The sequence below is a fragment of the Massilia polaris genome (genome assembly GCF_012927275.1).
GTDB classification, from domain to species: Bacteria; Pseudomonadota; Gammaproteobacteria; order Burkholderiales; family Burkholderiaceae_D; genus Telluria_A; species Telluria_A polaris.
The window spans coordinates 98,365-120,550 of the sequence record NZ_JABBGG010000003.1 but is presented as its reverse complement, the minus strand read 5'-3'; the positions used below and the strand labels follow the sequence as shown (position 1 = coordinate 120,550).

Sequence of the window (22,186 nt, the reverse complement as noted above, 5' to 3'; positions counted from 1 at the left end):
AGTTTTGATTGATTATGCGGGGAACAGCTCGTCGATCGTCAGCTCGGAAAAGTCGCTGGCAATGTGGATCACGTTGTCGAATTCGGCGAAGGCTTCTGCTGGCAGGGTGGTCGTCAGCACGACGCAGCGCATGCCTGCGCGGCGGGCCGCTTCCACGCCGAGCGGCGCATCTTCGAAAACGATGCAGTTTTCCGGCTTCACGCCGCAGCGTTCAGCGGCCAGCAGGAACACGTCCGGATGCGGCTTGCCGCGCGCGACATCGGCAGCGCCGACGACGGTGTCGAAGTGGCGGCGCAGGTCGAGGCCATCGAGGGTGAACTCGATGTTCGCGTTCGGCGCAGCGGTGGCGACGGCCAGCCCGACGCCGCGCAGCTTGGCCTGTTCGACCAGGTCGTCGAAACCGGTGACGGTCTTGCGGTGCGGTTCGTACAGTTCGCGGTAGACCGATTCCTTCTCGGCGTTCAGCTCCAGCACTTCATGGTCGGGCAGGTGCTCGCCCATGTGGGCGCGGATGATCTCCTTGCCCTGGCGTCCCGCGGTGGTACGGAAAAATTCGTCCGCATCGATGTCCTTGCCGCGACGCTTGAAGAACGTGATCCACGAATCGGTATGGAAGGACATGTTGTCGACGATCGTACCGTCCATGTCGAAGACGAATGCACGCCTGGTATCGGACATCGTCATACGCCCTGCTTCAGGGACGCGGAGATGAAGTCGTCCAGGTCGCCGTCCAGCACGCCCTTGGTGTTACCGGTCTCGAAGTTGGTGCGCAAATCCTTGATGCGCGACTGGTCCAGCACGTACGAACGGATCTGGTGGCCCCAGCCGACGTCGGTCTTGGAGTCTTCCAGCTTCTGCTGTTCGCTCATGCGCTTGCGCAGTTCCATCTCGTACAGCTTCGCCTTCAGCATGTCCATCGCTTCGGCGCGGTTGCGGTGCTGGCTTCGGTCGTTCTGGCACTGCACGACGATCCCGGACGGCATGTGCGTCATGCGGACCGCGGAGTCGGTCTTGTTGATGTGCTGTCCGCCCGCGCCGGACGCGCGGTAGGTGTCGATGCGGATATCGGCCGGATTGACGTCGATCTCGATCGAATCGTCGACTTCCGGGTAGACGAACAGGCTGGTGAACGAGGTATGGCGGCCGTTGGCCGAGTCGAACGGCGACTTGCGCACCAGGCGGTGAACGCCGGTTTCAGTGCGCAGGTGGCCATAGGCGTAGTCGCCCTCGACCTTCAGCGTGGCGGTCTTGATGCCCGCGACTTCGCCGTCGGACTGCTCCATGATCTCGACCTTGAAGCCCTTGCGTTCGCAGTAGCGCAGGTACTGGCGCAGCAGCATGGACGCCCAGTCCTGCGCTTCGGTACCGCCCGCGCCGGCCTGGATGTCGATGAAGCAGTTGTTCGGGTCCATCGGATTGTTGAACATCCGGCGGAACTCCATCGATTCGATGACCTTGCGGATTTCGTCGGCGTCGCCGATGATCGCTTCGAGCGTGTCATCGTCGCCTTCTTCACGCGCCATCGCGAACAGGTCGTTCGCATCGCCCAGGTTGGCCTTGGCGGAGGTCAACGTATCGACGATCGCCTCCAGCGCCTTCTTCTCCTTGCCGAGATCCTGCGCGCGTTTTGGATCGTTCCAGACGGTCGGATCTTCGAGTTCTTCGTTTACTTGTTCGAGCTTCTCTGACTTTTTATCGAAGTCAAAGATACCTCCGAAGTTCGGCTTCACGATCGGTGAGATCGTTCAGCAGGGCGGAGAGGGCGTTGATGCGTTCGGCTTCCATGGCGTTCCGGTCTAAATAGTTGGTTGAATCGAACCCTAGATTATACCCGATGACGGGCGCAGCAAGGCGCGGGCGCTTGCCCATGCCGGCGGCAGTCCCGTATCATCCTGCCAATACCTATCCCCGGGCCGCCCATGCGTTATCAAATTTGCACTTTGCTTGTTCCCGCCGTTTTGGCTGCGTGCGCCACCGCGCCGGGCGGCACGCCAGCGGGCAGCCGCGCCACTGTGGCGCTGCTGGAGACCACGGACCTGCACTCGAACGTCGTCGGTTACGATTATTACAAACTGGCTCCCGATCCATCGCTCGGATTGGACCGCACCGCGGCGCTGATCGCCGAAGCGCGCAAACAGTACGCCAACACGCTGCTGCTCGATAACGGCGATACGATCCAGGGCACCGCGTTGTCGGACTACCAGGCGCTGGTTGCGCCGCTCGCGTGCGACCAGGTACTGGCGATCTACAAGGCCATGAACCACCTGAAGTTCGACGGCGGCGGCATCGGCAATCACGAATTCAACTACGGCCTGGCGCACCTGTCGCAGGTGACCGGCAAGCGCTTCGAGGTCGATGGCGTCGACCAGTCCGGACCGCGCTGCGCCGGGCCAGCGTTCCCGCAGGTGCTGGCGAACGTCTACAGCCTGAAGACAGGCAAGCCGCTGTTCGCGCCGTACCACATCATCGCGAGGAAGATCAGCGCACAGGATGCGAGCGGCAGGCCGTTTTCGGCGACGCTCAAGGTAGGCATCATCAGCTTTGCGCCTCCAACCATTATGTCGTGGGACAAGCGCTGGCTCGATGGGAAAGTCTATACCGAGGGCGTACGCGAATCGGCGCAGAAGTACATCCCGGAGATGCGCGCACAAGGCGCCGACCTGATTGTCGCGATCTCGCACGGCGGGCTCGATGCGGCGCCGTACTCGCCGACGATGGAAAACGCTAACTACTACCTGGCCCAGGTGCCCGGCGTGGACGCCATGCTGATCGGGCATTCGCACCAGGTGTTCCCGAATGCGAAGAGCAAGGTCGCGCAGTTCAACCTGCCCGGTGTCGACAAGGCGAAGGGGCTGGTGCACGGGGTGCCGACGGTGATGGCCAGCCTGTGGGGCAAACATCTCGGCGTTATCGGGCTGCAGTTGTCGCATGACGGCAGGCGATGGGTGGTCGATAAAGCCAAAACCACTGTCGAAGCGCGCAGTGCGCAGCGCTCCGACAAGGCATACGTCGCAGCCGATCCTTCGGTGCTTGAACTGGTCGCGCATGAGCACGAGGCGACAATCCGCTACGTGAAGACGCCTGTCGGCACGACCGCATTCCGCATGTCGACCTACTTTGCCGACGTCGGAGACGTCTCCGCGATGGCGGTTGTGAACCAGGCGCAGGCAGACTACGTGGCGAAGTACGTCAGGGCGTCGATGCCGCAGTACGCCAGGCTGCCGGTGCTGTCGATGTCGGCGCCGTTCAAAAGCGGTAACGCCGGCGTGACTGATTTCACCGACGTCGCAGCGGGCAGCCTTGCCTTGAACAACGCGGCTGACTTGTACCTGTATCCGAACGCGCTGTATGCGGTCAAGGTGAACGGGCTGGAACTCAAGTCGTGGCTGGAGCATGCCGCCGGGCGCTTCAACAGGATCGACCCTGCCCGCAACGAGCAGCAGGAGCTGGTCAATCCGGCTTTCGCGTCGTATAACTTCGACAGCCTGAGTTCGGCCGATGTGCGTTATGAAATCGATGTGACGCAAGCGGCGGGCGACCGCATCCGCAAGCTCCGCTACCGCGGCAAACCGGTTGGCGCTGGTGACGAATTCCTGGTCGCGACCAATAACTACCGGGCGAGTGGCGGCGGCGGCTTCCCTGGCCTCGACGGCAGCAAGACGGTGATCGCGTCGCCGGATAATAACCGTGAGGTCCTGATTGCCTATATCAAGGAGACGAAGAACCTGAGCCGCGCGACGCACGGTGGTGGCCGCAGCTGGGCGTTCACGAAGGTGAGGACGGCCGGCCCGGTCGTCTTCCATTCAGCGCCAGGCATGGTGGAACTGGCGCATGAAGCAGGCCTGCACAATGTGTCGCAGCTGCGCGACGATGATGGACTCGGCAAGGGCTTCGCGCTATATGCGGTCGACCTGGCCAAGGGAGGGGCTAGTGCCGCGAGCAGTGCCGGGACAATGCTCCGAAGCGGCATGGGAACGCGGCGCGACAGCGCTCATACCGCCAGGGCGATGCTAGCTTCAGCTCGTGCAGGCGATCCGGCTGCGATGTTCCTCTTGTCAAACGTGTTGTACTCGGGCCAGCGGATGCCGAGGGACGAGGGCGGGGCGCGCAAGTGGCTGGAAGCGGCTGCGGAACGCGACCATCCGGAAGCGATGCAGCAGCTGGCGATGGCCCTGCGCGATGGTTCGATGGGATTCGACCGCGATGAGCAGCGGGCCGCCGCCCTGATAAAGGAAATGGCGCACGCGCTGAAACATCGCGCGCCGGCACCCTGAGCAGAGGTTCAGCCGCGGTCGATCTGCATCAGGCGCTGGCCGTGAATGCCCCAGGTGCAGTCGACGCCGTCGACCTGGCCGCGCAAGGCCCAGCCGGCGCCGATCTTCTCGACCGTCACCTCGCTGCCGATTTCGGCCGCGAGCTTCTCGGCCCACAGCCCGGCCGATCCCTTGCCTTTGAATAGTTCGTTCCCGTCCACGATGACGGTCGCATCGAATACGGACGCGGTAAAAATAGTCTTCATTTGCGCTCTCCGATGAAAATAACGGAAACCGGCTTGCCGGTCGCCGGGTGAAGCGGTTCGCGCATCTCAACCAGGCGCAAGCCGCTCTCGCTGAACAGCCTGACCCAGGTTTCAAGGGTGCGGAAATACCAGGGCGGCGCATCGGTAAAATCGGTACTGAAGCCGGACCATGATCCCTCGCGCCATCCATCCTGGTAGGGCGCGTCGCCGCATGCAAGGTGCGGGTGAAGGGTCTGCACGATCAGCGCGCCACCATGGTTTAGCAGCGACGGGGCTGCACGCAGCAGGCCTTCGACAGATTCCTTTCCGATCAGCGAAAAATTGCAGATAGCGACATCGACTGATGCATTCAGGCGACCCGCGCCGAGTTCCTCGTACGACATCACGCGGAAGTCACCGCCGCCAGCCGCGTTTGCCATGTCCACGAGGCCGGGCACGGCATCGACGCCGATCATCTCGATGCCATCGAGCGCCCGTATAAGCCAGCCTTCGCCGCAGCCGATGTCGATGCCGGTGCGAGGCGACCGGCCACGCACGGCGTTGACGATCGCCTGGTCAGTGACCAGTTTGCGGCTTTCGATTTCGCCGCCGCGCACGGCGTTGGTCCATGGGGCGGTATTCTTCGACCATGAGTCGATGATTTTTTCGTCGCTTAAGGGCTTCAATGCAGTTTCGTTTTCTCAGGTTGGACCAGTACGAAAGGACTGACGACCGATGTCCACAGCTGCGCATCGGCCGCAGCCCATGTTGCCGCTTGCACGTCGGTGACCTTCGCCACTTTGCCGTCGGCCATCCAGCCGCTGATGCTGTCCTTGTCGTCGTGCGAGATGCGCACCGCCACATCGACCAAGTCGAGTTCTGCGCTCACGTACACCACGTTCCCTTGCGCGAAGTGCTTTTCCAGTTCGGACCACGGCAGGCGCGCGGTCTCGCGGTTGATCTTAATGCGCAGGTCGGTATCGTTTTCGGGCTTGGTTTTCATGCTTGAGTCGGAATTAAAGTATCAGATGGATTCGATCACCGGAACCGGCGAACCCGCCCATGTTAACCGATACGCCTGGCCCCTGCGCACATTGCCCACCAGCGCGGGACGGAAGCAGGCGAGGTTGGTGCCGCCTGCGAGGCGTACGCTTGGGTAGATGACGCCCATCGACCCGGCTTCGAGCAGCTGGGCCGCGAGCAGTTGCGAGTCGATGTAGCTGGACGGATCGAGGCAGTTATCGAAGCCTTCTTCGCCGCGCAGGTCGTGGAAGGTGCTGGTGAAGTCGGCCAGCATCGCCTGGTAGGTAACGCTGTCGTCGAAGCGGTCGATCTCCTGGTACTCCACCGTTTTGTGGAAGGTAATCTCGGCGAGGGCGGTCGGGGCGTCGAACGCGCTGTACCACGCGCCCCGTTCGCCGTCGTTGAAGCGGCTTCCTTCGGGACGGGGATAGGTGTAGGCCGCGTTGATGATCCTGAAGTTCGGTACGCCGAAGACCAGTTCGTCGACGCCGATACCGGGCAGGCCGCCGTATTCACCGCGCAGCCGCTCGTTGGTGGCGTTATCGAGGTCGAACAGGTCGCGCAGCTCGTCGTTGCTGTCGGCGAGAGGGCTCAACACCGAGTCCTCGACATCGGCGAAGCGCGATGGAATCAGGCGGCAGGTATCGAACTGGCGCAGCGGCGCCAGCTTTGGCTCGCGCGGCAAGATCAAAGGCCTCCGCGACGCGCGTCAAGCAGCTTGCGCACCATTTGCATCGCCAGCAGGCCGCCCGCCAGCATTTGCGACAGCGGGGTGCGGCCGCCGAAGATCGGGTTCTTGTTCGGCAGCGTGGCCCATTCGTCGGCCAGCTTGTCGCCGTAAAGGATATGCAGCGCCTTGTAGATGCCGAGAAGGTAGGAAATGCGCGTAATGCGGTCGACCTCGAGAACGCGGTCGGGATTCTTCTTCCACTCGTAGAAGGTGGAGGAGGACAAACCGCCCAGCAGCTCGCGCGCATCCTCATCGCGCAGCTTCCACGCGGCCACAAGTTTGAAGAATCCCTTCAGGGCCGACTTGGACAGGCGCTCGCGCTCCGGCCTGGCGTTCAGGTCAACCAGCACGGCCGGCTCGAAGCGGCTTTTTGGATAGGCGTAGGCTAGATTGTTCATGGTTGCTCCGGTTATGGATTAGTTATACTCCGATTTAATGGAACGTACAAGCGGCGCTCGCGATAGAGATGTTTATCTTTGTGCAAGCCGGTGGCAGAATGGCTGGGTTATCACTCGAAAGGACGGCGATGGGTATTCTCAAACGCATAGCGGGGTTCAGCCTGGTATTCGCCATGATCGGTGCGGCAGCAGCGGCGCCGACGACTAACGCAGAGTTGAAGCAGCAGGTAACGGACACGGAGCGCGCGTTCGCGGCGACAATGAAAGCGCGCGATCATGCTGCGTTCACGAGTTTTTTATCCGACGAGGCCGTGTTTTTTTCGGGGCCGAAGCAGGCGCAGCATGGGAAAGGCGCGGTAGCGCAGGAATGGAAGCGATTCTATGACAAGCCGGAAGCCCCGTTCTCGTGGGAGCCGGATGAAGTGGAGGTGCTCGCGTCCGGCACGCTGGCGATCAGCGGCGGGCCCGCGTACGACCCCAAGGGCAAGCTGATCGCGCGCTTCAGCTCGATCTGGCGACTGGAAGCTCCGGGCAAGTGGCGTATCGTGTTTAACCGCGGATCGGATGTTTGCGACTGCAAGAATCCATAATTTATCGGCAGACACCGAAATTCGGGGTCCGTCCCCGGGGACGGACCCCGAATCGAAAAAAGGAATAGATGAAGACTGAACCGAGCAACCGAACCGCCGCTTTGGCGGGACTTTGGACTTCGCTGGGCGTACTTCCGTTCGCTGCGTGGTCCGGCACCGGCGCATTCTCGTCCGGCCTGGTGGAAAACGTCGCCTGGCTCGCCGTCGCAGCGGTCTTTATCATCATGCCGGCCGTGTATTTTGTCGTTGGCCGCGAGGCCAGGGCGTTCGGCCGGAACTGGGTGGACGATCCGGCCGAGCGCGCGAAATACATGGCAATGCTGGCCCGAATGGGAATCTGGATCGTGACCGCCGCTGCGGCCGGAAGCTTGCTCCTGCTGGCGCAGAAAAATTTGGGATGACAGGACCGCCTTCAGGCTCCCGCGCTTGACGCCGGACTTTCGTCACGCGGGTTCGGCGTGTTCGACCATCAGTTGCACCCGGGTGACGCCGTTGTACTCGTTGGCGTCCAGCCTGAACGCCACGCGCGCGCGGTCACCCACCGATGCGGTGTGGCCGAACCAGATCGCGTCATACCGCTGGCCGTTCCGCTCAAGCAGCAGCTTCAGGTGCCGCTCCTTGAGGATGCGCTGGCTGATGACGCGGAACTCGTCGCAGAAGACCGGCGGCGCGAATCCTTGCCCCCACACCTGCCCATCGATCACCTCGATGAACTGCGTCGTGTAGTACGCGTCCTCCAGCGGGCCGTCGGTCTCGATGACTCGTTCCAGCTGTTGCTGGGTCAGGAGCGCGCGCCCGACCGTTTCGAACGCCTCCGAAAAAGCGTCGAGCGCATCTGCCCGGATCGTCAGGCCCGCCGCCATCGCGTGGCCGCCGAATTTGTCGATCAGGGACGGGGCGCGCTTCGATACCAAATCGAGCGCGTCGCGCAGGTGGAAGCCGGGGATCGACCGTCCCGAACCCTTCAGCCAGCCATCGCTGCCCGGTGCGAAGGTGATCGTCGGGCGGAAGAACTTCTCTTTCAGGCGTGAGGCGACGATGCCGATCACTCCCTGGTGCCAGCTTTCGTCGAACACGCAGATGGTGCTGCTGGTGGCCGGTTCGAACGCGTCGAGGTGAAGCAGGGCGGTGTCCTGCATGTCCGCTTCGATCTCGCGCCGTTTCAGGTTGATGTCGTTGAGCTGCTGGGCGATCGCCCAGGCACGGCCTTCGTCGTCGGTGATCAGGCATTCGATCCCGAGCGACATGTCGTCCAGCCGCCCCGCCGCGTTCAGGCGCGGACCAACCGCGAATCCCAGGTCGAACGGCGATGCGCTGCGCGCTTCGCGCCCGGCGACACGGAACAGCGCGGCCACGCCGGCATGCATGCGCCCCGCGCGCATCCGTTTGATGCCTTGTGCGACCAGGATGCGGTTGTTGGCGTCGAGCTTGACGACGTCGGCCACCGTGCCCAGTGCGACGAGGTCGAGCAGGTTGTCGAGCTTCGGCTGCGTCTGGGCGTCGAATACGCCGCGGCGGCGCAGTTCCGCGCGCAACGCCAGCAGTACGTAGAACACCACGCCGACGCCGGCCAGGTTCTTGCTGGGGAAGCCGCACTCGGGCTGGTTCGGATTGACGATGACACGGGCCTCGGGCAGCGTATCGCCCGGCAGGTGGTGGTCGGTGACGACGACGTCGATGCCGAGCTGTTTGGCGGCCAGCACGCCGTCGATGCTGGCGATGCCGTTGTCGACTGTGATGATGATGTCAGGCGTCTTCTCGCGCGCCGTCAGCGCGACGATCTCCGGCGTCAGCCCATAGCCGTATTCAAATCGGTTCGGCACGATGTAGTCAACGTGCGCGCCCATCGCGCGCAGGCCGCGCAGCGCGGTGGCGCAGGCGGTTGCGCCATCGCAGTCGTAGTCGGCGACGATGACCATGCGCTTTTGCGCGGCGATGGCGTCGGCGAGGAATACGGCGGCAGCGTCAATGTGCAGCAGGCCGGAAGGCGGCACCAGCGCCGCCAGTTCGCTCGATAGTTCGCGCACGTCGGTGAGGCCGCGCGATGCGAACAGGCGGGCGAGCACCGGGTGCACGCCTCCCTGGCGCAGCATCTCGGAGGTTCGGAACGAGCAGGGACGGGTGGCGATACGGGTCATGGCAGCAATCGGTCGAGCGATGGACGGCGCCAGAACATGTTCTGCGCCAGTTTGGTCGTGGTGAATTCGATGTGGCGGTCGCGGTGGCTCAGCACCAGGCGCAGTTTTTTTATGCGCCCTTCGCGCACCGCCGCGAGGGCCGGGGCGAACACGGTCTTGTCGAGACGCTTCATCTGCGCCAGCCATGCCGCCCAGTCGGCGCCGATCGCCGCCTGGGTGAGGCTGTCGCATAGGTGGAGTGCGTCGCCGTCGCTGCTGGCGAGCAGCTCGGCCAGCGCAGGGTTGCGCAGCTGTGCGAGCGACGACAGCCAGCCTGGCGCGTCGGTTGCGGCAAGCAGCGGCGCCGTGGCGGGGATTGCTTCATGCGCGCTCGCGCAGCCCCATGGCCAGAACGCGTTGATGGCGCGCTGGCCGCGCGCTTCGCGTTCGCTGTTGGCCGGGTTCTGGAACCACAGCATCTGGACTTCGTTCTGCAGCTTGCGGTATTCGATGGACTTGTCGCCGCGCGGCAGCCAGTCCGACAGGTTCATGCCGGCTGCGGCATCGGGCGTCGAGGTATCCAGCCCGGTCCAGCTATCGGCGCGCATGAACCATGTGTGGGCGTCGCCGTACAGCAGCGTCTTGCCCGCTTCGTCGAAATAGGGCTTGGCGGCGTCGAACAGCATGCGCGAATGACGCTCTTCCAGGTCGAGCGTGCGCAGGTCCGCCATCAGCATGTGGCTGCGCGCGATTTCGATATGCGACGGATGGACGATGAGCCAGTTGCCGTCGCCCGGATCGAGCCGGTACCCGAGCATCGCCTGCGCAGCCAGCGCCGGGCGGTCGCTCGCATCGAGGCTGATCGCGCGCGCCAGCCACAGTTCATGCGGCAGCATGCGCAACGGGCCTTCGAACGGGACCGGCTGGAACGAGGAAGTGCGGGTTATCAGGCTGGCAAGTGACGGGACGTCCAGTGCACGCACCAGGTCGGGAGCCAGTTCAGGAGGGGGCAGGGCAAACGGCAGGACAAGCGAAATCTGGGTCATGCCGCATTGTATTTCATATGGTGTGTCGACGAGAAATTACCGGGTACGGACGTGACGATGCTGACCAAGTTCAATGAATTCTCATGCCGGGGAGGGCGATTCAATTGTGCAAGTCCTATTCATGGATGAGCTTTGTGTGGCACACTTCGTGCTCTTATATAAACTTCGGATTCCATGAGCATCATCCACAAATTACCGTACGAATGGCTGGTCGGGCTGCGCTACACGCGCGCCGGCCGCCGCAGCGGCCGCAACAGTTTTATATCGTTTATCTCGTTGATTTCGGTGGCCGGCATCGCGCTCGGCGTCGCCGCCCTGATCGTGGTGCTGTCCGTGATGAACGGCTTCCAGAAAGAAGTCACCGACCGCATGCTGTCGGTGCTGGCCCACATTGAAGTGTTCGATGCGCGCGGCGCGATGCCGAACTGGCAGCAGGCCTCGAAGGAGGCGTTCGCCAACCCGGCCGTCAAGGGCGCGGCGCCATTCGTCGAAACCCAGGGCATGCTGCTGCAGGACGGCGTGATGCGTCCGTCGGTCATCCGCGGGATCCTGCCGTCGGAAGAACACAAGGTGTCGGACGTCGCCAAGAACGTCAAGCGCGGGAGCCTGGAATCGCTGCAGCCTGGCTCCTTCAACATCGTCATGGGCTATGCCCTGGCGCGTTCGCTCAACGTCGGCATGGGCGACAAGGTCACCATGATGCTGGCGCAGGCGCAGACCACGCCGGCCGGCGTGCTGCCGCGCACCCGCTCGTTCACCGTGTCCGGCATCTTCGAGGCGGGCCACTTCGAGTTCGATTCGGGGCTCGCCTTTATCAATATCGACGACGCGCAAAAGCTGGAGCGGCTGGAAGCGCCGTCCGGCATTCGCCTGCGTATCGAGGACATGCACCGTGCGCCATTCGTGGCGAATGAGCTGGCAAAGTCGATGTCCGGCGACCTGTTGATCCGCGACTGGTCCAAGCAGAACGCCAACTGGTTCGCCGCGGTCCAGACCGAGAAGAAAATGATGTTCATTATTCTTACGCTGATCATCGCCGTGGCTGCGTTCAACCTTGTGTCGACCCTGGTGATGACGGTAACCGACAAGCAGGCCGACATCGCGATCCTGCGCACGCTCGGCTCGTCGCCGCGCTCGATCATGAAGATCTTCATGATCCAGGGCGCGCTGGTCGGCATCATGGGCACCGCGCTGGGCGTCGGCTTCGGCGTGCTGGTGGCGCTGAACATCGACGTCATCGTGCCGTTCATCGAGCGGATGCTGGGCGTCCAGTTCCTGTCGAAGGACATCTACCTGATCAGCACCTTGCCGTCCGACCTGCGCTGGATCGACGTCGCAAAAATCGGCGGCATGTCGGTGGTGCTGGCCTTTGTCGCCACGCTGTATCCAAGCTACTCCGCTGCGCGAGTAAAACCTGCGGAGGCCCTGCGTTATGAATAACACGAACAACACGCCAGTCCTCGCTTGCCGCGGCCTTGGCAAGACCTTCACCCAGGGCAGCTACTCGGTGCCGGTATTGAACAACATCGACTTCGCGATCTATCGCGGCGAACGGGTCGCCATCGTCGGCGCGTCCGGGTCCGGCAAGTCGACCCTGCTGCACCTGCTTGGCGGGCTCGATACGCCGACCACCGGTTCTGTCACCTTGATGGGCGAGGACTTCGCCAACCTGTCGGAGACGCGCCGCGGCGAGCTGCGTAACAACACGCTCGGTTTCGTCTACCAGTTCCACCACCTGCTGCCGGAATTCTCGGCGCTCGATAACGTCGCGATGCCGCTGATGATCCGCCGTGAAAAGCGCGCCGTGGCGGTCGCAAAGGCCGAGGAGATCCTGGCGCGCGTGAACCTGGCCAATCGCGTGATCCACGTGCCGGGCGAACTGTCGGGCGGAGAGCGCCAGCGCGTGGCATTGGCGCGCGCGCTGGTCACCCAGCCAGGCTGCGTGCTGGCCGACGAGCCGACCGGTAACCTCGATCACGCCACGGCGGAACACGTGTTCGACCTGATGCTGGAGCTGTCCAGGTCCCTCGGCACCGCGTTCGTCATTGTCACGCACGACATCGAACTGGCGCGCCGCTGCGACCGCGTGCTGCGCCTGACCGAGAACGGGCTGCAGGAAGCCTGAGATGTGGATCGACACCCACTGCCACCTTGACGCGCACGAATTCGGCGGCGAGTCACTGGCGGTAGCTGGCCGGGCAGCTGACGCAGGGGTCGGGATGATCGTCATTCCGGCTGTCGACCGTCACAATTTCGAGGCCGTCGCGCAACTGGCCGGTGAAGCGGGGAATGCGAGTTACGCGCTTGGCATCCATCCGATCTACGTTCCAAATGCGACCGAAGACGATCTGGCCATCATGCGCCGCGCCGTCGAGGCAGCGTTGGCAGACTGGCGCTTCGTGGCGGTCGGCGAGATCGGCCTCGATTACTTCATACCGATGCTGTGCGAGCCCGCGATGCGGGAGAAGCAGGAATACTTCTTCCGCGAACAGCTCCGTATAGCACGCGATTTCGACCTGCCGGTGCTGATGCACGTGCGCCGCTCGCAAGACCAGGTACTCAAGCATGTGCGGCAGATTCGCCCGGCTGGCGGCATCGCGCACGCTTTCAACGGCAGCTTCCAGCAAGCCCAGGCCTTCATCGATCTCGGTTTCAAGCTTGGCTTCGGCGGCGCCATGACCTTCACGCGCGCTTTGCAGATACGCAGGCTCGCCGTCATGCTGCCGCTTGAATCGATCGTGCTCGAAACCGACGCCCCTGACATGTCGCCTGCGTGGATTCACCCCGGCCGAAATAGTCCGGAGTATCTTCCTGCGATCGGCGAGATGCTGGCCGAACTGCGCCAACTGGACGTTGACCGCGTGAGAACGGCGACGATGCGCGCCGCGGTGGCCGCCATGCCGCGTTTGTCGGCACTCCTCCGCGACACCACTCAAGCTTGAGTTTGACCAAAGCCGGGTCAGCGAACCAGCGCAATACTTGGGGATTTCCTTCTCCGGCCACCACCGATGCGCTGCGTGATCCTTGGATTTGTCGCAGGCGCTGCGCTGCTGCAGACGCGCGCGGCCTTGCCGGACGAAGCTGTCGTGGCGGGACTGGCAATCGCTGGCGCCTTGATGCTGCTGCTCCGGCGACCGGTTATCAACACGGTTGGCGGAGGCTTGCTCGGCTTCTGCTGGGCCGCCTTTCTTGCCGGCCTCGCGCTCGCGCCGACACTGTCGAAAGAGGACGAGGGCCGCGACTTGGCGCTGACGGGCGTCGTCGACAGCCTCCCATACAATTTCGACCAGGGCGTGCGATTCCATTTTAGAGTCGAGCAGGCACAAGGCGCGCGTTTTCCTGTGCCGCCGCGAGTCGCACTGGCCTGGTACACGGGCTTTCGCGATTCAGCCCGCCAGGTTGGAGATGTTCAGCCGGGCGAGCGATGGCAACTGACCGTTCGCCTCCAGCGCCCGCATGGGAACGCGAACCCGCATGGCTTCGACTACGAGGCGTGGCTGCTCGAACAGGGCATTCGCGCCACCGGCTATATTCGTCCCGATGTCGATGGGAACAGGCGAATCGATGCTTTCGTGCCGGCGTTCTCGACCCTGGTCGAACGCTCGCGCGCCACGCTTCGCGCGCGTATCCGGGCCGCCCTGGCCGGCAAAGAGTACGCCGGGGTGATCGTTGCGCTGGTGGTCGGCGACCAGCGCGCAATCGACCAGTCGGACTGGAAGGTGTTCAACCGTACCGGCATCAGTCACCTGGTGTCGATCTCCGGGCTGCACATTACGATGGTCGCGGGACTGTTCGCTGTTATTGCGTCCAGCCTGTGGCGACGATCATTCTTCACCGATGCGCAGCTTCCGTTGATAGTCCCTGCGCCGAAGGTCGCAGCGCTTGCTGGCGCCGGAGCAGGGCTGCTGTACGTGCTGCTTGCCGGCTTCGGGATACCGGCCCAGCGCACCCTCTACATGCTGACCGTGGTGGCCGCAGCGCTTTGGTTCGGCCGCATCACCAATGTTTCGCACGTGCTGTGCGCCGCACTCGGGCTGGTAGTGCTGCTCGATCCGTGGGCGGTGCGGGCGCCCGGCTTCTGGCTATCGTTCGGCGCCATCGCAGTCATCCTGTATGCGACCAGCGGCCGTACCAGGCCTCGTGAGACACGCATGGCGGCCGCGCTGCGCGTCGGCACGCACACGCAGTATGTGGTGACGATCGGACTCGTACCGCTGACAATGCTGCTGTTCTCCCAGGTGTCGCTGGTAAGCCCGTTCGCCAATGCGCTGGCAATCCCGCTGGTGAGCTTCATCGTCACACCATTGTCGCTGGCCGGCAGCCTGCTTCCAGCACCGCTGTCGAATATCCTGCTGGGCGCCGCGCACCTCGTAATGGAAGGGCTCGCGGCGCTGCTTGCCTGGGTGGGCGATATGCGCTTCGCGGTGTGGACCGCACCGGTGCCTGACCCATGGATGTTCGCGTTCGCGATTGCCGGCACCGTGTGGATGCTCGCGCCGCGCGGCTGGCCTGTACGCTGGATTGGCGTGGCGGGCTGGCTGCCGCTCCTGGCCAACCTTCCCACGCATCCCCGCGAGGGCGAGATGCACGTTACCGCGTTCGACGTGGGGCAGGGCACAGCACTGCTGATTGAGACCAGCCACCATCGCCTGCTGTACGACACCGGGCCTCTCTACTCGACTGAATCGAACGGCGGCAATCGGGTGATCCTGCCGTACCTGCGGGCGCGCGGGATCGAATCGCTGGACGGGATCATCGTTTCCCATAGCGACGTCGATCACTCGGGCGGCGCGCTCACAATACTGGACGCGGTGAAGACAGGGTGGGTGGCTTCGTCGCTTTGGTTCGACCACCCGGTCGTCAAGGCCTCGCCATCGCACCACCGCTGCGTGGCCGGGCAGGGCTGGTTGTGGGATGGCATACGGTTCGAGATGCTGCACCCGACACCTGAAAGCTACGCCGACACCAGCCTCAAGACCAACGCGCGCAGCTGCACCTTGCGGATCACGTCTGGCAGGCATTCGATCCTGCTCGCGGGCGACATCGAGGCGGCGCAGGAGGCGCAGCTGCTGGCGCGGGAGTCGCGCGGCCTGCGTTCCGATGTATTGCTGGCGCCGCACCACGGCAGCGGTACGTCGTCCACGCAAGCATTCCTGGCCGGGGTCGGGCCCAGCATAGCGCTGTTCCAGGTTGGCTACCGCAACCGGTATCGCCATCCCAAGGCCGAGGTGATCCAGCGTTACGAGAAGTTGGGCGTCGAGCGGCTGCGAACCGATCAAGCCGGCGCGGTGACCTTCAGGTTTGGAGCCCGTGTAGACGCGACAGAGTACCGGCGCGAAAACGCACGGTATTGGCACCTGCGCTAGATTGTTCCTTCTAACCTGGCGCCCGCAATCGCATTACAATTCACGCCACACTAATCCGGCCAAGAGCCCAATGACCAAACCCCTGCTGCACTTCAGCCACGGCAACAGCTATCCAGCTGGCGCCTACAGCCATTTCTTCGACTATCTGCGTGCGGATTTCGATATCCGCTGCGTCGACATGCACGGCCACGACCCGCGCTACCCGGTTACCGACGGCTGGCCCGAGCTGGTCGCCGAGCTGATTGAGCAGCTCGAGAGCTACCGGCAGCCTGCGATCCTGGTCGGCCATTCGCTCGGCGGCATGCTCAGCATGATGGCAGCGAAGCAGCGCCCGGAACTCGTTCGTTGCGTGGTGATGCTCGATTCTCCGGTGGTGGCGGGCTGGCGCGCGTGGATCTGGCGGGCCGTCAAGCGGCTCGGCCACGCCGACCGCTTTTCGCCCGCGAAATTCTCGCGCCGGCGGCGACATACCTGGCCTGACCGTGCCGCGGCCTTTGAACATTTCAATTCCAAGGACATGTTCGCGGCCTGGGCGCCTGGGGTGCTCGATGCTTACCTTGAGCATGGCCTGAAGCCCCACCCGGACGGCGGCGTCGAGCTGCGATTCTCGCGCGAAGTGGAGACCGAGATCTATAACGCGCTGCCGCACCACATGGGCAGCGTCACCGGCAGGCGCTTTCCCGTGCCGATCGGCTTCGTCGCGGGAACGCGGTCGATTGAGTTGCGGCAGGCGGGGCGCGGCGCCACGCGCCAGCTGGTCGGGGAAAATTTCGTCGAGATCGAAGGCGGACACCTGTTTCCGATGGAGTCGCCCGAATTGACCGCCAAACTGACGCGCGAGATGATCGACCGCCTGCTGCGCCAGGCCGATCAACCTGGCTGAATTTTTTTCGCGTAAAATCGCTGCATTCCTTTCACTCCAAGAACCCAGCGATGACTATCAAGAGCGACAAATGGATCCGCCGCATGGCCGAGTCCACCGGCATGATCGAACCGTTTTTTCCCAACCAGGTGCGTGAAGAGGAAGGACGGCGCATCATTTCTTACGGCACCTCCTCGTACGGCTACGACATCCGCTGCGCCGACGAATTCAAGGTGTTCACCAACATTAACAGCACGATCGTCGATCCCAAGAACTTCGATTCGAATTCGTTCGTGGACATCAAGAGCGACGTCTGCATCATCCCGCCGAACTCGTTCGCGCTGGCGCGTACCATCGAGTACTTTCGCATTCCGCGTAATGTGCTGACCGTTTGCCTCGGCAAATCGACCTACGCGCGCTGCGGCATTATCGTCAACGTGACGCCGTTCGAGCCTGAATGGGAAGGCTATGTGACGCTGGAGTTCTCGAACACCACGCCGCTGCCGGCAAAGATCTACGCGGGCGAGGGCTGCGCGCAGGTGCTGTTCTTCGAGAGCGATGAGGTGTGCGAGGTCTCGTACAAGGATCGCGGCGGAAAGTACCAGGGGCAGAGTGGAGTGACGCTGCCGAAGGCGTAAAAAAAAGGAACCGTGAGGTTCCTTTTTTATTCCAGCGACCGGTTAGCGGTCAGCGAAGTTCGCCGTCCAGCTTCACGCAGTCGACGAAGTAGCCCATTTTGCCGTCCACTTCGCGCTTGACCAGGCCGTGCACGTCGGTCTCGAAGCCGGGGAAGCGCTCGTTGAAGTCGCGTGCAAAGCGCAGGTAGTCGACGATCGTCCTGTTGAAGCGCTCGCCCGGGATCAGCAGCGGGATGCCCGGCGGGTACGGCGTCAGCAGGATCGCAGTGATGCGGCCTTCGAGTTCTTCGATCGAGACGCGCTCGATCTCGCGGTGCGCCATTTTGGCGAAGGCGTCCGACGGCTTCATCGCAGGCACCATGTCCGACAGGTACATCTCGGTGGTCAGGCGGGCGACGTCCGACTTCTTGTAGAAGTCGTGGATCGACTGGCACAGGTCGCGCAGGCCCCAGGCTTCGTAGCGCGGGTTCGCTGCCGCGAACTCGGGCAGGATGCGCCACATCGGCTGGTTCTTGTCGTAGTCGTCCTTGAATTGCTGCAGCGCCGTGACCAGCGTATTCCAGCGGCCCTTGGTGATGCCGATCGTGAACATGATGAAGAACGAGTACAGGCCGCACTTCTCGATGATGACGCCGTGTTCGGCCAGGTACTTGGTGACGATCGACGCAGGGATGCCGGTGTCGCCGAACTGGCCGTCCAGCGACAGGCCAGGCGTGACAACCGTGGCCTTGATCGGATCGAGCATGTTGAAGCCCGGCGCCAGTTTGCCGAAGCCGTGCCAGGTGTCTTCGGCGCGGATCATCCAGTCGTCCTGGGTGCCGATGCCTTCTTCGGAGAAGGTGTCCGGGCCCCAGACCTTGAACCACCAGTCGTTGCCGAATTCGGCATCGACCTTCTTCATCGCGCGGCGGAAGTCGAGCGCTTCGAAGATCGATTCTTCCACCAGCGCGGTCCCGCCAGGCGCTTCCATCATTGCAGCGGCGACGTCGCACGAGGCGATGATCGAGTACTGCGGCGAGGTCGAGGTGTGCATCAGGTAGGCTTCATTGAAGGCATCCTGGTCCAGCTTGACCGTTTCCGATTCGCGCACCAGCACCTGCGAGGCCTGCGACAGGCCTGCCAGCAGCTTGTGGGTCGACTGGGTCGAGAAGATCATCGACTCCTTGGCGCGCGGGCGGTCCTTGCCGATCGCGTGCATGTTCTTGTAGAAGTCGTGGAAGGTCGCATGCGGCAGCCACGCTTCGTCGAAGTGGAGCGTGTCGATCTTACCGTCCAACATTTCGCGCAGCGTCTCGACGTTGTACACCACGCCGTCGTAGGTCGACTGGGTAATGGTCAGGATGCGCGGCTTCTTGTTGACGGCTTCGCGCGCAAACGGGTTCGCCTCGATCTTGCGGGCGATCGATTCAGGCGTGAACTCTTCCAGCGGGATCGGGCCGATGATGCCGAGGTGGTTCCGGGTCGGCATGAGGAACACAGGGATCGCGCCGCACATGATGATCGAGTGCAGGATCGACTTGTGGCAGTTGCGGTCGACGACCACGATATCGCCTGGCGCGACGGTCGAGTGCCAGACCATCTTGTTCGAGGTCGAGGTGCCGTTGGTGACGAAGTAGCAGTGATCGGCGTTGAAGATGCGCGCGGCATTGCGCTCGGACTTGGCGACCGGGCCGGTGTGGTCCAGCAGCTGGCCAAGTTCCTCGACCGCGTTGCAGACGTCGGCGCGCAGCATGTTCTCGCCGAAGAACTGGTGGAACATCTGGCCGATCGGCGACTTCAGGAAGGCGACGCCGCCCGAATGGCCAGGGCAGTGCCAGGAATACGAACCATCGTTGGCGTAGTTGACCAGCGCGCGGAAGAACGGCGGCGCGAGGCCGTCCAGGTAGGACTTCGCTTCGCGGATGATGTGGCGCGCCACGAACTCCGGCGTGTCCTCGAACATGTGGATGAAGCCGTGCAGCTCCCTCAACACGTCGTTCGGGATGTGGCGCGAGGTGCGCGTTTCGCCATAGATGTAGATCGGGATGTCCGCATTCTTGTGGCGGATCTCCTTGACGAACGCGCGCAGCGCGGTCAGCGCGAAATTGGTCTCTTCGATCGAGCCCTCGCCGAATTCCTCATCGTCGATCGACAGCACGAAAGCCGACGCGCGCGACTGCTGCTGCGCGAACTGCGACAGGTCGCCGTAGCTGGTCAGGCCGAGCACTTCCATGCCTTCTTTTTCCATCGCGGCTGCGAGTGCGCGAATGCCGAGACCGGATGTGTTCTCGGAACGAAAATCCTCGTCGATAATGACGATTGGGAAACGAAATTTCATGGACAGCTCCAAAGCGAAGCGCCGCGAGGGCTGTCACTGGCAAAAGGCAGGACGTCGCTCACGGCACCGAAAAAAATAAGAAGCGGATTTTCGCAGAAATGTCCGCAATCCGGTGAAAAACTTTTGTAAGAGTAACCACTACTTGTCGAGTTTGGCGCACTCTTGCAATTCTGGAAATAAAACACTCAGATCCGCTCGTACGTCACGTACGAAAAATCGAAACCGTTGGCGTCCGAATGGTGAGTCACGCGCGCCGTTTCCTGCCATGCGCCGGGCGCCAGTTCGGGGAAGAAGGTGTCGCACGCGAAGGTGTGTTCGATCTCGGTGACGATCATGCGGTCGGCCAGCGGCAGCGACTCGTTGAAAATCTGCGCGCCGCCGATGATAGCCGCCGCTTCGTCGCCGACCAGCGCCATGGCCGCAGGCAGCGATGTCACGGCTTCCACGCCTTCGTGGCGCCAGTCCGGATTGCGCGTGATGACGATGTTGCGGCGGCCTGGCAGCGCGCGGCCGATCGAGTCGAAGGTCTTGCGGCCCATGATGATCGGGTGTCCGAGGGTGACACGCTTGAAGTGCGCCAGGTCTTCCGGCAGGTGCCAGGGCAGAGTGTTGTTCACGCCGATGCCGCGCTGGGCGTCGATGGCGACGACGATGGTCAGCTGGGTCATGTTAAACCGCCACTGGCGCTTTGATCGCAGCTTGCGGCTCGTAGCCGGTGACTTCGAAGTCGTCGAACTTGTAGCCGAACAGCGAGTCCGGCTTGCGCTTGATGACCAGCTGCGGCAGCGGGCCTGTTGTTCGCGACAGCTGCAGGTCGACCTGCTCCATATGATTCGAGTAGAGGTGGCAGTCGCCGCCGGTCCAGACAAAGTCGCCGACCTCGAGGCCAGCCTGCTGCGCCATCATGTGGGTCAGCAGCGCGTACGACGCGATATTGAACGGCACGCCCAGGAAGATGTCGGCGCTGCGCTGGTACAGCTGGCACGACAGCTTGCCGTCGGCGACATAGAACTGGAACAGCGCGTGGCAAGGCGGCAGTTTCATCTGCGGGATGTCGGCGACATTCCAGGCCGAGACCATCATCCGGCGCGAATCCGGGTTGTTCCGGATCTGGTCGAGCACCTGCGAGACCTGATCGATATGGCCGCCGTCGGGCGTCGGCCAGTTGCGCCACTGGTAGCCGTAGATCGGGCCCAGGTTGCCTTCGGCATCGGCCCACTCGTCCCAGATCGAGACGCCGTTTTCCTTCAGGTAGGCGATGTTGGTCGAGCCGGCGAGGAACCAGATCAGTTCATGGATGATCGACTTGAGGTGGATCTTCTTGGTCGTCAGGAGCGGAAAGCCGTCCTGTAGATTGAAGCGCATCTGGTAGCCGAATACTGAACGCGTACCGGTGCCGGTACGGTCGGTCTTCGCGGTGCCATGGTCACGGACATGGCGCATGAAATCAAGGTATTGGCGCATCGAGGGACTCTTATGGTGAAGGCGTGATTGTAACCCAGGCCGGGTTTTCCATTGCGGCGACCAGCAGGTCCAGCGCTGCGCGCAGGTCGTGGTCCGGCATGCGGGCCAGGTTGTCGCCGACGTACAGCTCGACGAGGCTGGTGTCAGACAGCGCGCCATGTGCGGCGCGGCCGAACAGCCAGACTTTATGGTCGCGCGCGATCTCGTTGCGGATCGCAAGCGCGCGCTCGCGCGACACCGGCAGGTGCAGGTGAAGCATATTCGCCTGGGGCCTGGCCGGATTCACTTTGATCAGCGGGTAATCGCGCAGCGTCTCGTACAAGCGTTCGGTGCGGCGGAAGTACAGGGGCATCTCGGCGAGGCGCTGGTCGAACTGCATCGCGGCGGCGACGACATAAGGCGAACGGTGGATCACATTGCCACCCTGTCGGCGGAACCATTCCGCGGCGCGCGCGACGAAGCGTTCGGTCCCGGCCAGCATTGCGCCTCCCAGGCCGCCGATGCCTTTATAAAGTGAGACGTAAGCGGAATCGAAACCCGAAGCGATCTCTTTCGCCGAATGCTTATAGCCGGCGGCGGCTTCCCACAGGCGGGCGCCGTCCATGTGCAGGTGCACGTTGCGGCTGCGGCAGTGGGCCTTGATCGCTTCGAGCTCGTCCCATGCCGGTACTTGTCCGCCAATCTCGCGCATTGGCAGTTCAAGGCCAACGGCGCCCAGCCGATCGGGTATGACTGCGAGATCCGCTGCCGTGAATGGTCGATGACGATCGCCCACCTGGAGCGCATCGAAGTGGTCAAGCAACTGGTAGTTGGATTTTTCGTGGACGAAGATGTGGGAGGTCGGGTGCAGCGCAGCCAGGCGGCTGCCGCGATCCTCGCAAGCCAGGCGCAGCGCGGTGACCTGCGCCATCGTCCCGCTGATGCAGAACACTGCGGCTTCATAGCCAAGCAGGCTGGCGATTTTCTGTTCGAACTGCTGAATGAGTTCGCCATTGCCATAGACGTCGTGCGCGACATCGTTCGCCTCGCACCACGCAGCCATTGACGAAAACATTTCCGCAGGCGTCTTCGCCCGGTGGCCCGGCAATACCGTATGACATAGTTTCAGCAGCTCAGCATCGGTCACAACAATTCCTT

At 62.9% G+C, this 22,186-nt stretch carries 22 protein-coding genes and 1 pseudogene; 9 read left to right on the top strand and 14 right to left on the bottom strand.

Going from position 1 to position 22,186, the window contains the following annotated elements; translation table 11 throughout:
- Window positions 1–12: 12 nt before the first annotated feature.
- The 3 genes from HHL21_RS06850 to HHL21_RS21370 form a co-directional block, all read right to left on the bottom strand.
- A complete protein-coding gene (locus HHL21_RS06850; protein ID WP_169464719.1) occupies window positions 13–678 on the bottom strand; it encodes an HAD family hydrolase in 666 nt (221 codons plus the stop codon).
- A 2-nt stretch (window positions 679–680) separates the two neighbouring features.
- A protein-coding gene (prfB, locus tag HHL21_RS06845; RefSeq protein ID WP_169464522.1) for a peptide chain release factor 2 occupies window positions 681–1,785 on the bottom strand; the annotation gives its coding sequence in 2 pieces (ribosomal slippage) (window positions 681–1,703 and window positions 1,705–1,785; 1,104 coding nt in all).
- Window positions 1,702–1,869: a hypothetical protein gene (locus tag HHL21_RS21370; protein WP_206085677.1), complete on the bottom strand. Its 168-nt coding sequence runs from the start codon at window positions 1,867–1,869 to the stop codon at window positions 1,702–1,704. The genes prfB and HHL21_RS21370 overlap by 84 nt, the downstream gene beginning before the upstream one ends.
- Window positions 1,870–1,919: 50 nt before the next feature.
- Here HHL21_RS21370 and HHL21_RS06840 point away from each other — a divergent pair.
- Window positions 1,920–3,920 (top strand): annotated as a pseudogene (locus HHL21_RS06840) (bifunctional 2',3'-cyclic-nucleotide 2'-phosphodiesterase/3'-nucleotidase); the annotation flags it as partial.
- A 362-nt stretch (window positions 3,921–4,282) separates the two neighbouring features.
- Here HHL21_RS06840 and HHL21_RS06835 read toward each other — a convergent pair.
- The 5 genes from HHL21_RS06835 to HHL21_RS06815 all read right to left on the bottom strand — a co-directional run bounded on the left by HHL21_RS06835 (window position 4,283) and on the right by HHL21_RS06815 (window position 6,649).
- On the bottom strand, window positions 4,283–4,519 hold the full coding sequence (locus tag HHL21_RS06835; RefSeq protein WP_169464520.1) for a hypothetical protein: 237 nt from the start codon (window positions 4,517–4,519) through the stop codon (window positions 4,283–4,285).
- Window positions 4,516–5,115: a class I SAM-dependent methyltransferase gene (locus HHL21_RS06830; protein WP_370659677.1), complete on the bottom strand. Its 600-nt coding sequence runs from the start codon at window positions 5,113–5,115 to the stop codon at window positions 4,516–4,518. The genes HHL21_RS06835 and HHL21_RS06830 overlap by 4 nt, the downstream gene beginning before the upstream one ends.
- 65 nt (window positions 5,116–5,180) lie before the next feature.
- On the bottom strand, window positions 5,181–5,501 hold the full coding sequence (locus tag HHL21_RS06825) for a DUF2288 domain-containing protein (RefSeq protein ID WP_169464518.1): 321 nt from the start codon (window positions 5,499–5,501) through the stop codon (window positions 5,181–5,183).
- Window positions 5,502–5,522: 21 nt separating this feature from the next.
- On the bottom strand, window positions 5,523–6,206 hold the full coding sequence (locus tag HHL21_RS06820) for an RES family NAD+ phosphorylase (protein ID WP_169464517.1): 684 nt from the start codon (window positions 6,204–6,206) through the stop codon (window positions 5,523–5,525).
- 2 nt (window positions 6,207–6,208) lie between these two features.
- Window positions 6,209–6,649, bottom strand: coding sequence for an MbcA/ParS/Xre antitoxin family protein (locus HHL21_RS06815; RefSeq protein WP_169464516.1), 441 nt, complete (start codon window positions 6,647–6,649; stop codon window positions 6,209–6,211).
- 68 nt (window positions 6,650–6,717) lie between these two features.
- Between HHL21_RS06815 and HHL21_RS06810 the strand changes: the two genes are divergently transcribed.
- Both HHL21_RS06810 and HHL21_RS06805 read left to right on the top strand, forming a co-directional pair.
- Complete coding sequence (locus HHL21_RS06810) at window positions 6,718–7,239, top strand: YybH family protein (protein WP_229496152.1); 522 nt, start codon at window positions 6,718–6,720, stop codon at window positions 7,237–7,239.
- A 68-nt stretch (window positions 7,240–7,307) separates the two neighbouring features.
- Complete coding sequence (locus HHL21_RS06805; protein ID WP_169464515.1) at window positions 7,308–7,640, top strand: hypothetical protein; 333 nt, start codon at window positions 7,308–7,310, stop codon at window positions 7,638–7,640.
- 42 nt (window positions 7,641–7,682) lie between these two features.
- Here HHL21_RS06805 and recJ read toward each other — a convergent pair whose 3' ends face one another.
- Both recJ and HHL21_RS06795 read right to left on the bottom strand, forming a co-directional pair.
- On the bottom strand, window positions 7,683–9,377 hold the full coding sequence (gene recJ / locus HHL21_RS06800) for a single-stranded-DNA-specific exonuclease RecJ (protein WP_169464514.1): 1,695 nt from the start codon (window positions 9,375–9,377) through the stop codon (window positions 7,683–7,685).
- Window positions 9,374–10,402 (bottom strand): hypothetical protein, encoded by a 1,029-nt coding sequence (locus tag HHL21_RS06795; RefSeq protein WP_169464513.1) that lies wholly within the window; start codon window positions 10,400–10,402, stop codon window positions 9,374–9,376. Before HHL21_RS06795 ends, recJ begins: the two co-directional genes overlap by 4 nt.
- 174 nt (window positions 10,403–10,576) lie before the next feature.
- Between HHL21_RS06795 and HHL21_RS06790 the strand changes: the two genes are divergently transcribed.
- From HHL21_RS06790 to dcd, 6 genes are all read left to right on the top strand, one after another.
- The gene (locus HHL21_RS06790; protein ID WP_169464512.1) at window positions 10,577–11,842 is read left to right on the top strand and encodes a lipoprotein-releasing ABC transporter permease subunit; all 1,266 of its coding nucleotides are present in this window, start codon (window positions 10,577–10,579) and stop codon (window positions 11,840–11,842) included.
- Window positions 11,835–12,527 carry a lipoprotein-releasing ABC transporter ATP-binding protein LolD gene (lolD, locus tag HHL21_RS06785; RefSeq protein WP_169464511.1) on the top strand — a complete coding sequence of 231 codons (693 nt, stop codon included), beginning with the start codon at window positions 11,835–11,837 and terminating at the stop codon, window positions 12,525–12,527. Before HHL21_RS06790 ends, lolD begins: the two co-directional genes overlap by 8 nt.
- A 1-nt stretch (window position 12,528) precedes the next feature.
- A complete protein-coding gene (locus tag HHL21_RS06780; RefSeq protein ID WP_169464510.1) occupies window positions 12,529–13,344 on the top strand; it encodes a TatD family hydrolase in 816 nt (271 codons plus the stop codon).
- A gap of 66 nt (window positions 13,345–13,410) precedes the next feature.
- On the top strand, window positions 13,411–15,768 hold the full coding sequence (locus HHL21_RS06775) for a DNA internalization-related competence protein ComEC/Rec2 (RefSeq protein ID WP_169464509.1): 2,358 nt from the start codon (window positions 13,411–13,413) through the stop codon (window positions 15,766–15,768).
- A gap of 70 nt (window positions 15,769–15,838) precedes the next feature.
- A complete protein-coding gene (locus HHL21_RS06770) occupies window positions 15,839–16,651 on the top strand; it encodes an alpha/beta fold hydrolase (RefSeq protein ID WP_169464508.1) in 813 nt (270 codons plus the stop codon).
- A gap of 50 nt (window positions 16,652–16,701) precedes the next feature.
- Window positions 16,702–17,268, top strand: coding sequence for a dCTP deaminase (dcd, locus tag HHL21_RS06765; RefSeq protein WP_169464507.1), 567 nt, complete (start codon window positions 16,702–16,704; stop codon window positions 17,266–17,268).
- Window positions 17,269–17,317: 49 nt separating this feature from the next.
- On the opposite strand, the gene HHL21_RS06760 is transcribed toward dcd, so the two are convergent.
- From HHL21_RS06760 to HHL21_RS06745, 4 genes are all read right to left on the bottom strand, one after another.
- Complete coding sequence (locus HHL21_RS06760; RefSeq protein WP_169464506.1) at window positions 17,318–19,585, bottom strand: arginine/lysine/ornithine decarboxylase; 2,268 nt, start codon at window positions 19,583–19,585, stop codon at window positions 17,318–17,320.
- 185 nt (window positions 19,586–19,770) lie between these two features.
- The gene (locus tag HHL21_RS06755) at window positions 19,771–20,253 is read right to left on the bottom strand and encodes a dihydrofolate reductase (protein WP_169464505.1); all 483 of its coding nucleotides are present in this window, start codon (window positions 20,251–20,253) and stop codon (window positions 19,771–19,773) included.
- Window position 20,254: 1 nt separating this feature from the next.
- Window positions 20,255–21,049 (bottom strand): thymidylate synthase, encoded by a 795-nt coding sequence (locus HHL21_RS06750; RefSeq protein WP_169464504.1) that lies wholly within the window; start codon window positions 21,047–21,049, stop codon window positions 20,255–20,257.
- Between the two features lie 10 nt (window positions 21,050–21,059).
- A complete protein-coding gene (locus tag HHL21_RS06745; RefSeq protein ID WP_169464503.1) occupies window positions 21,060–22,175 on the bottom strand; it encodes a threonine aldolase family protein in 1,116 nt (371 codons plus the stop codon).
- Window positions 22,176–22,186: the final 11 nt, after the last annotated feature.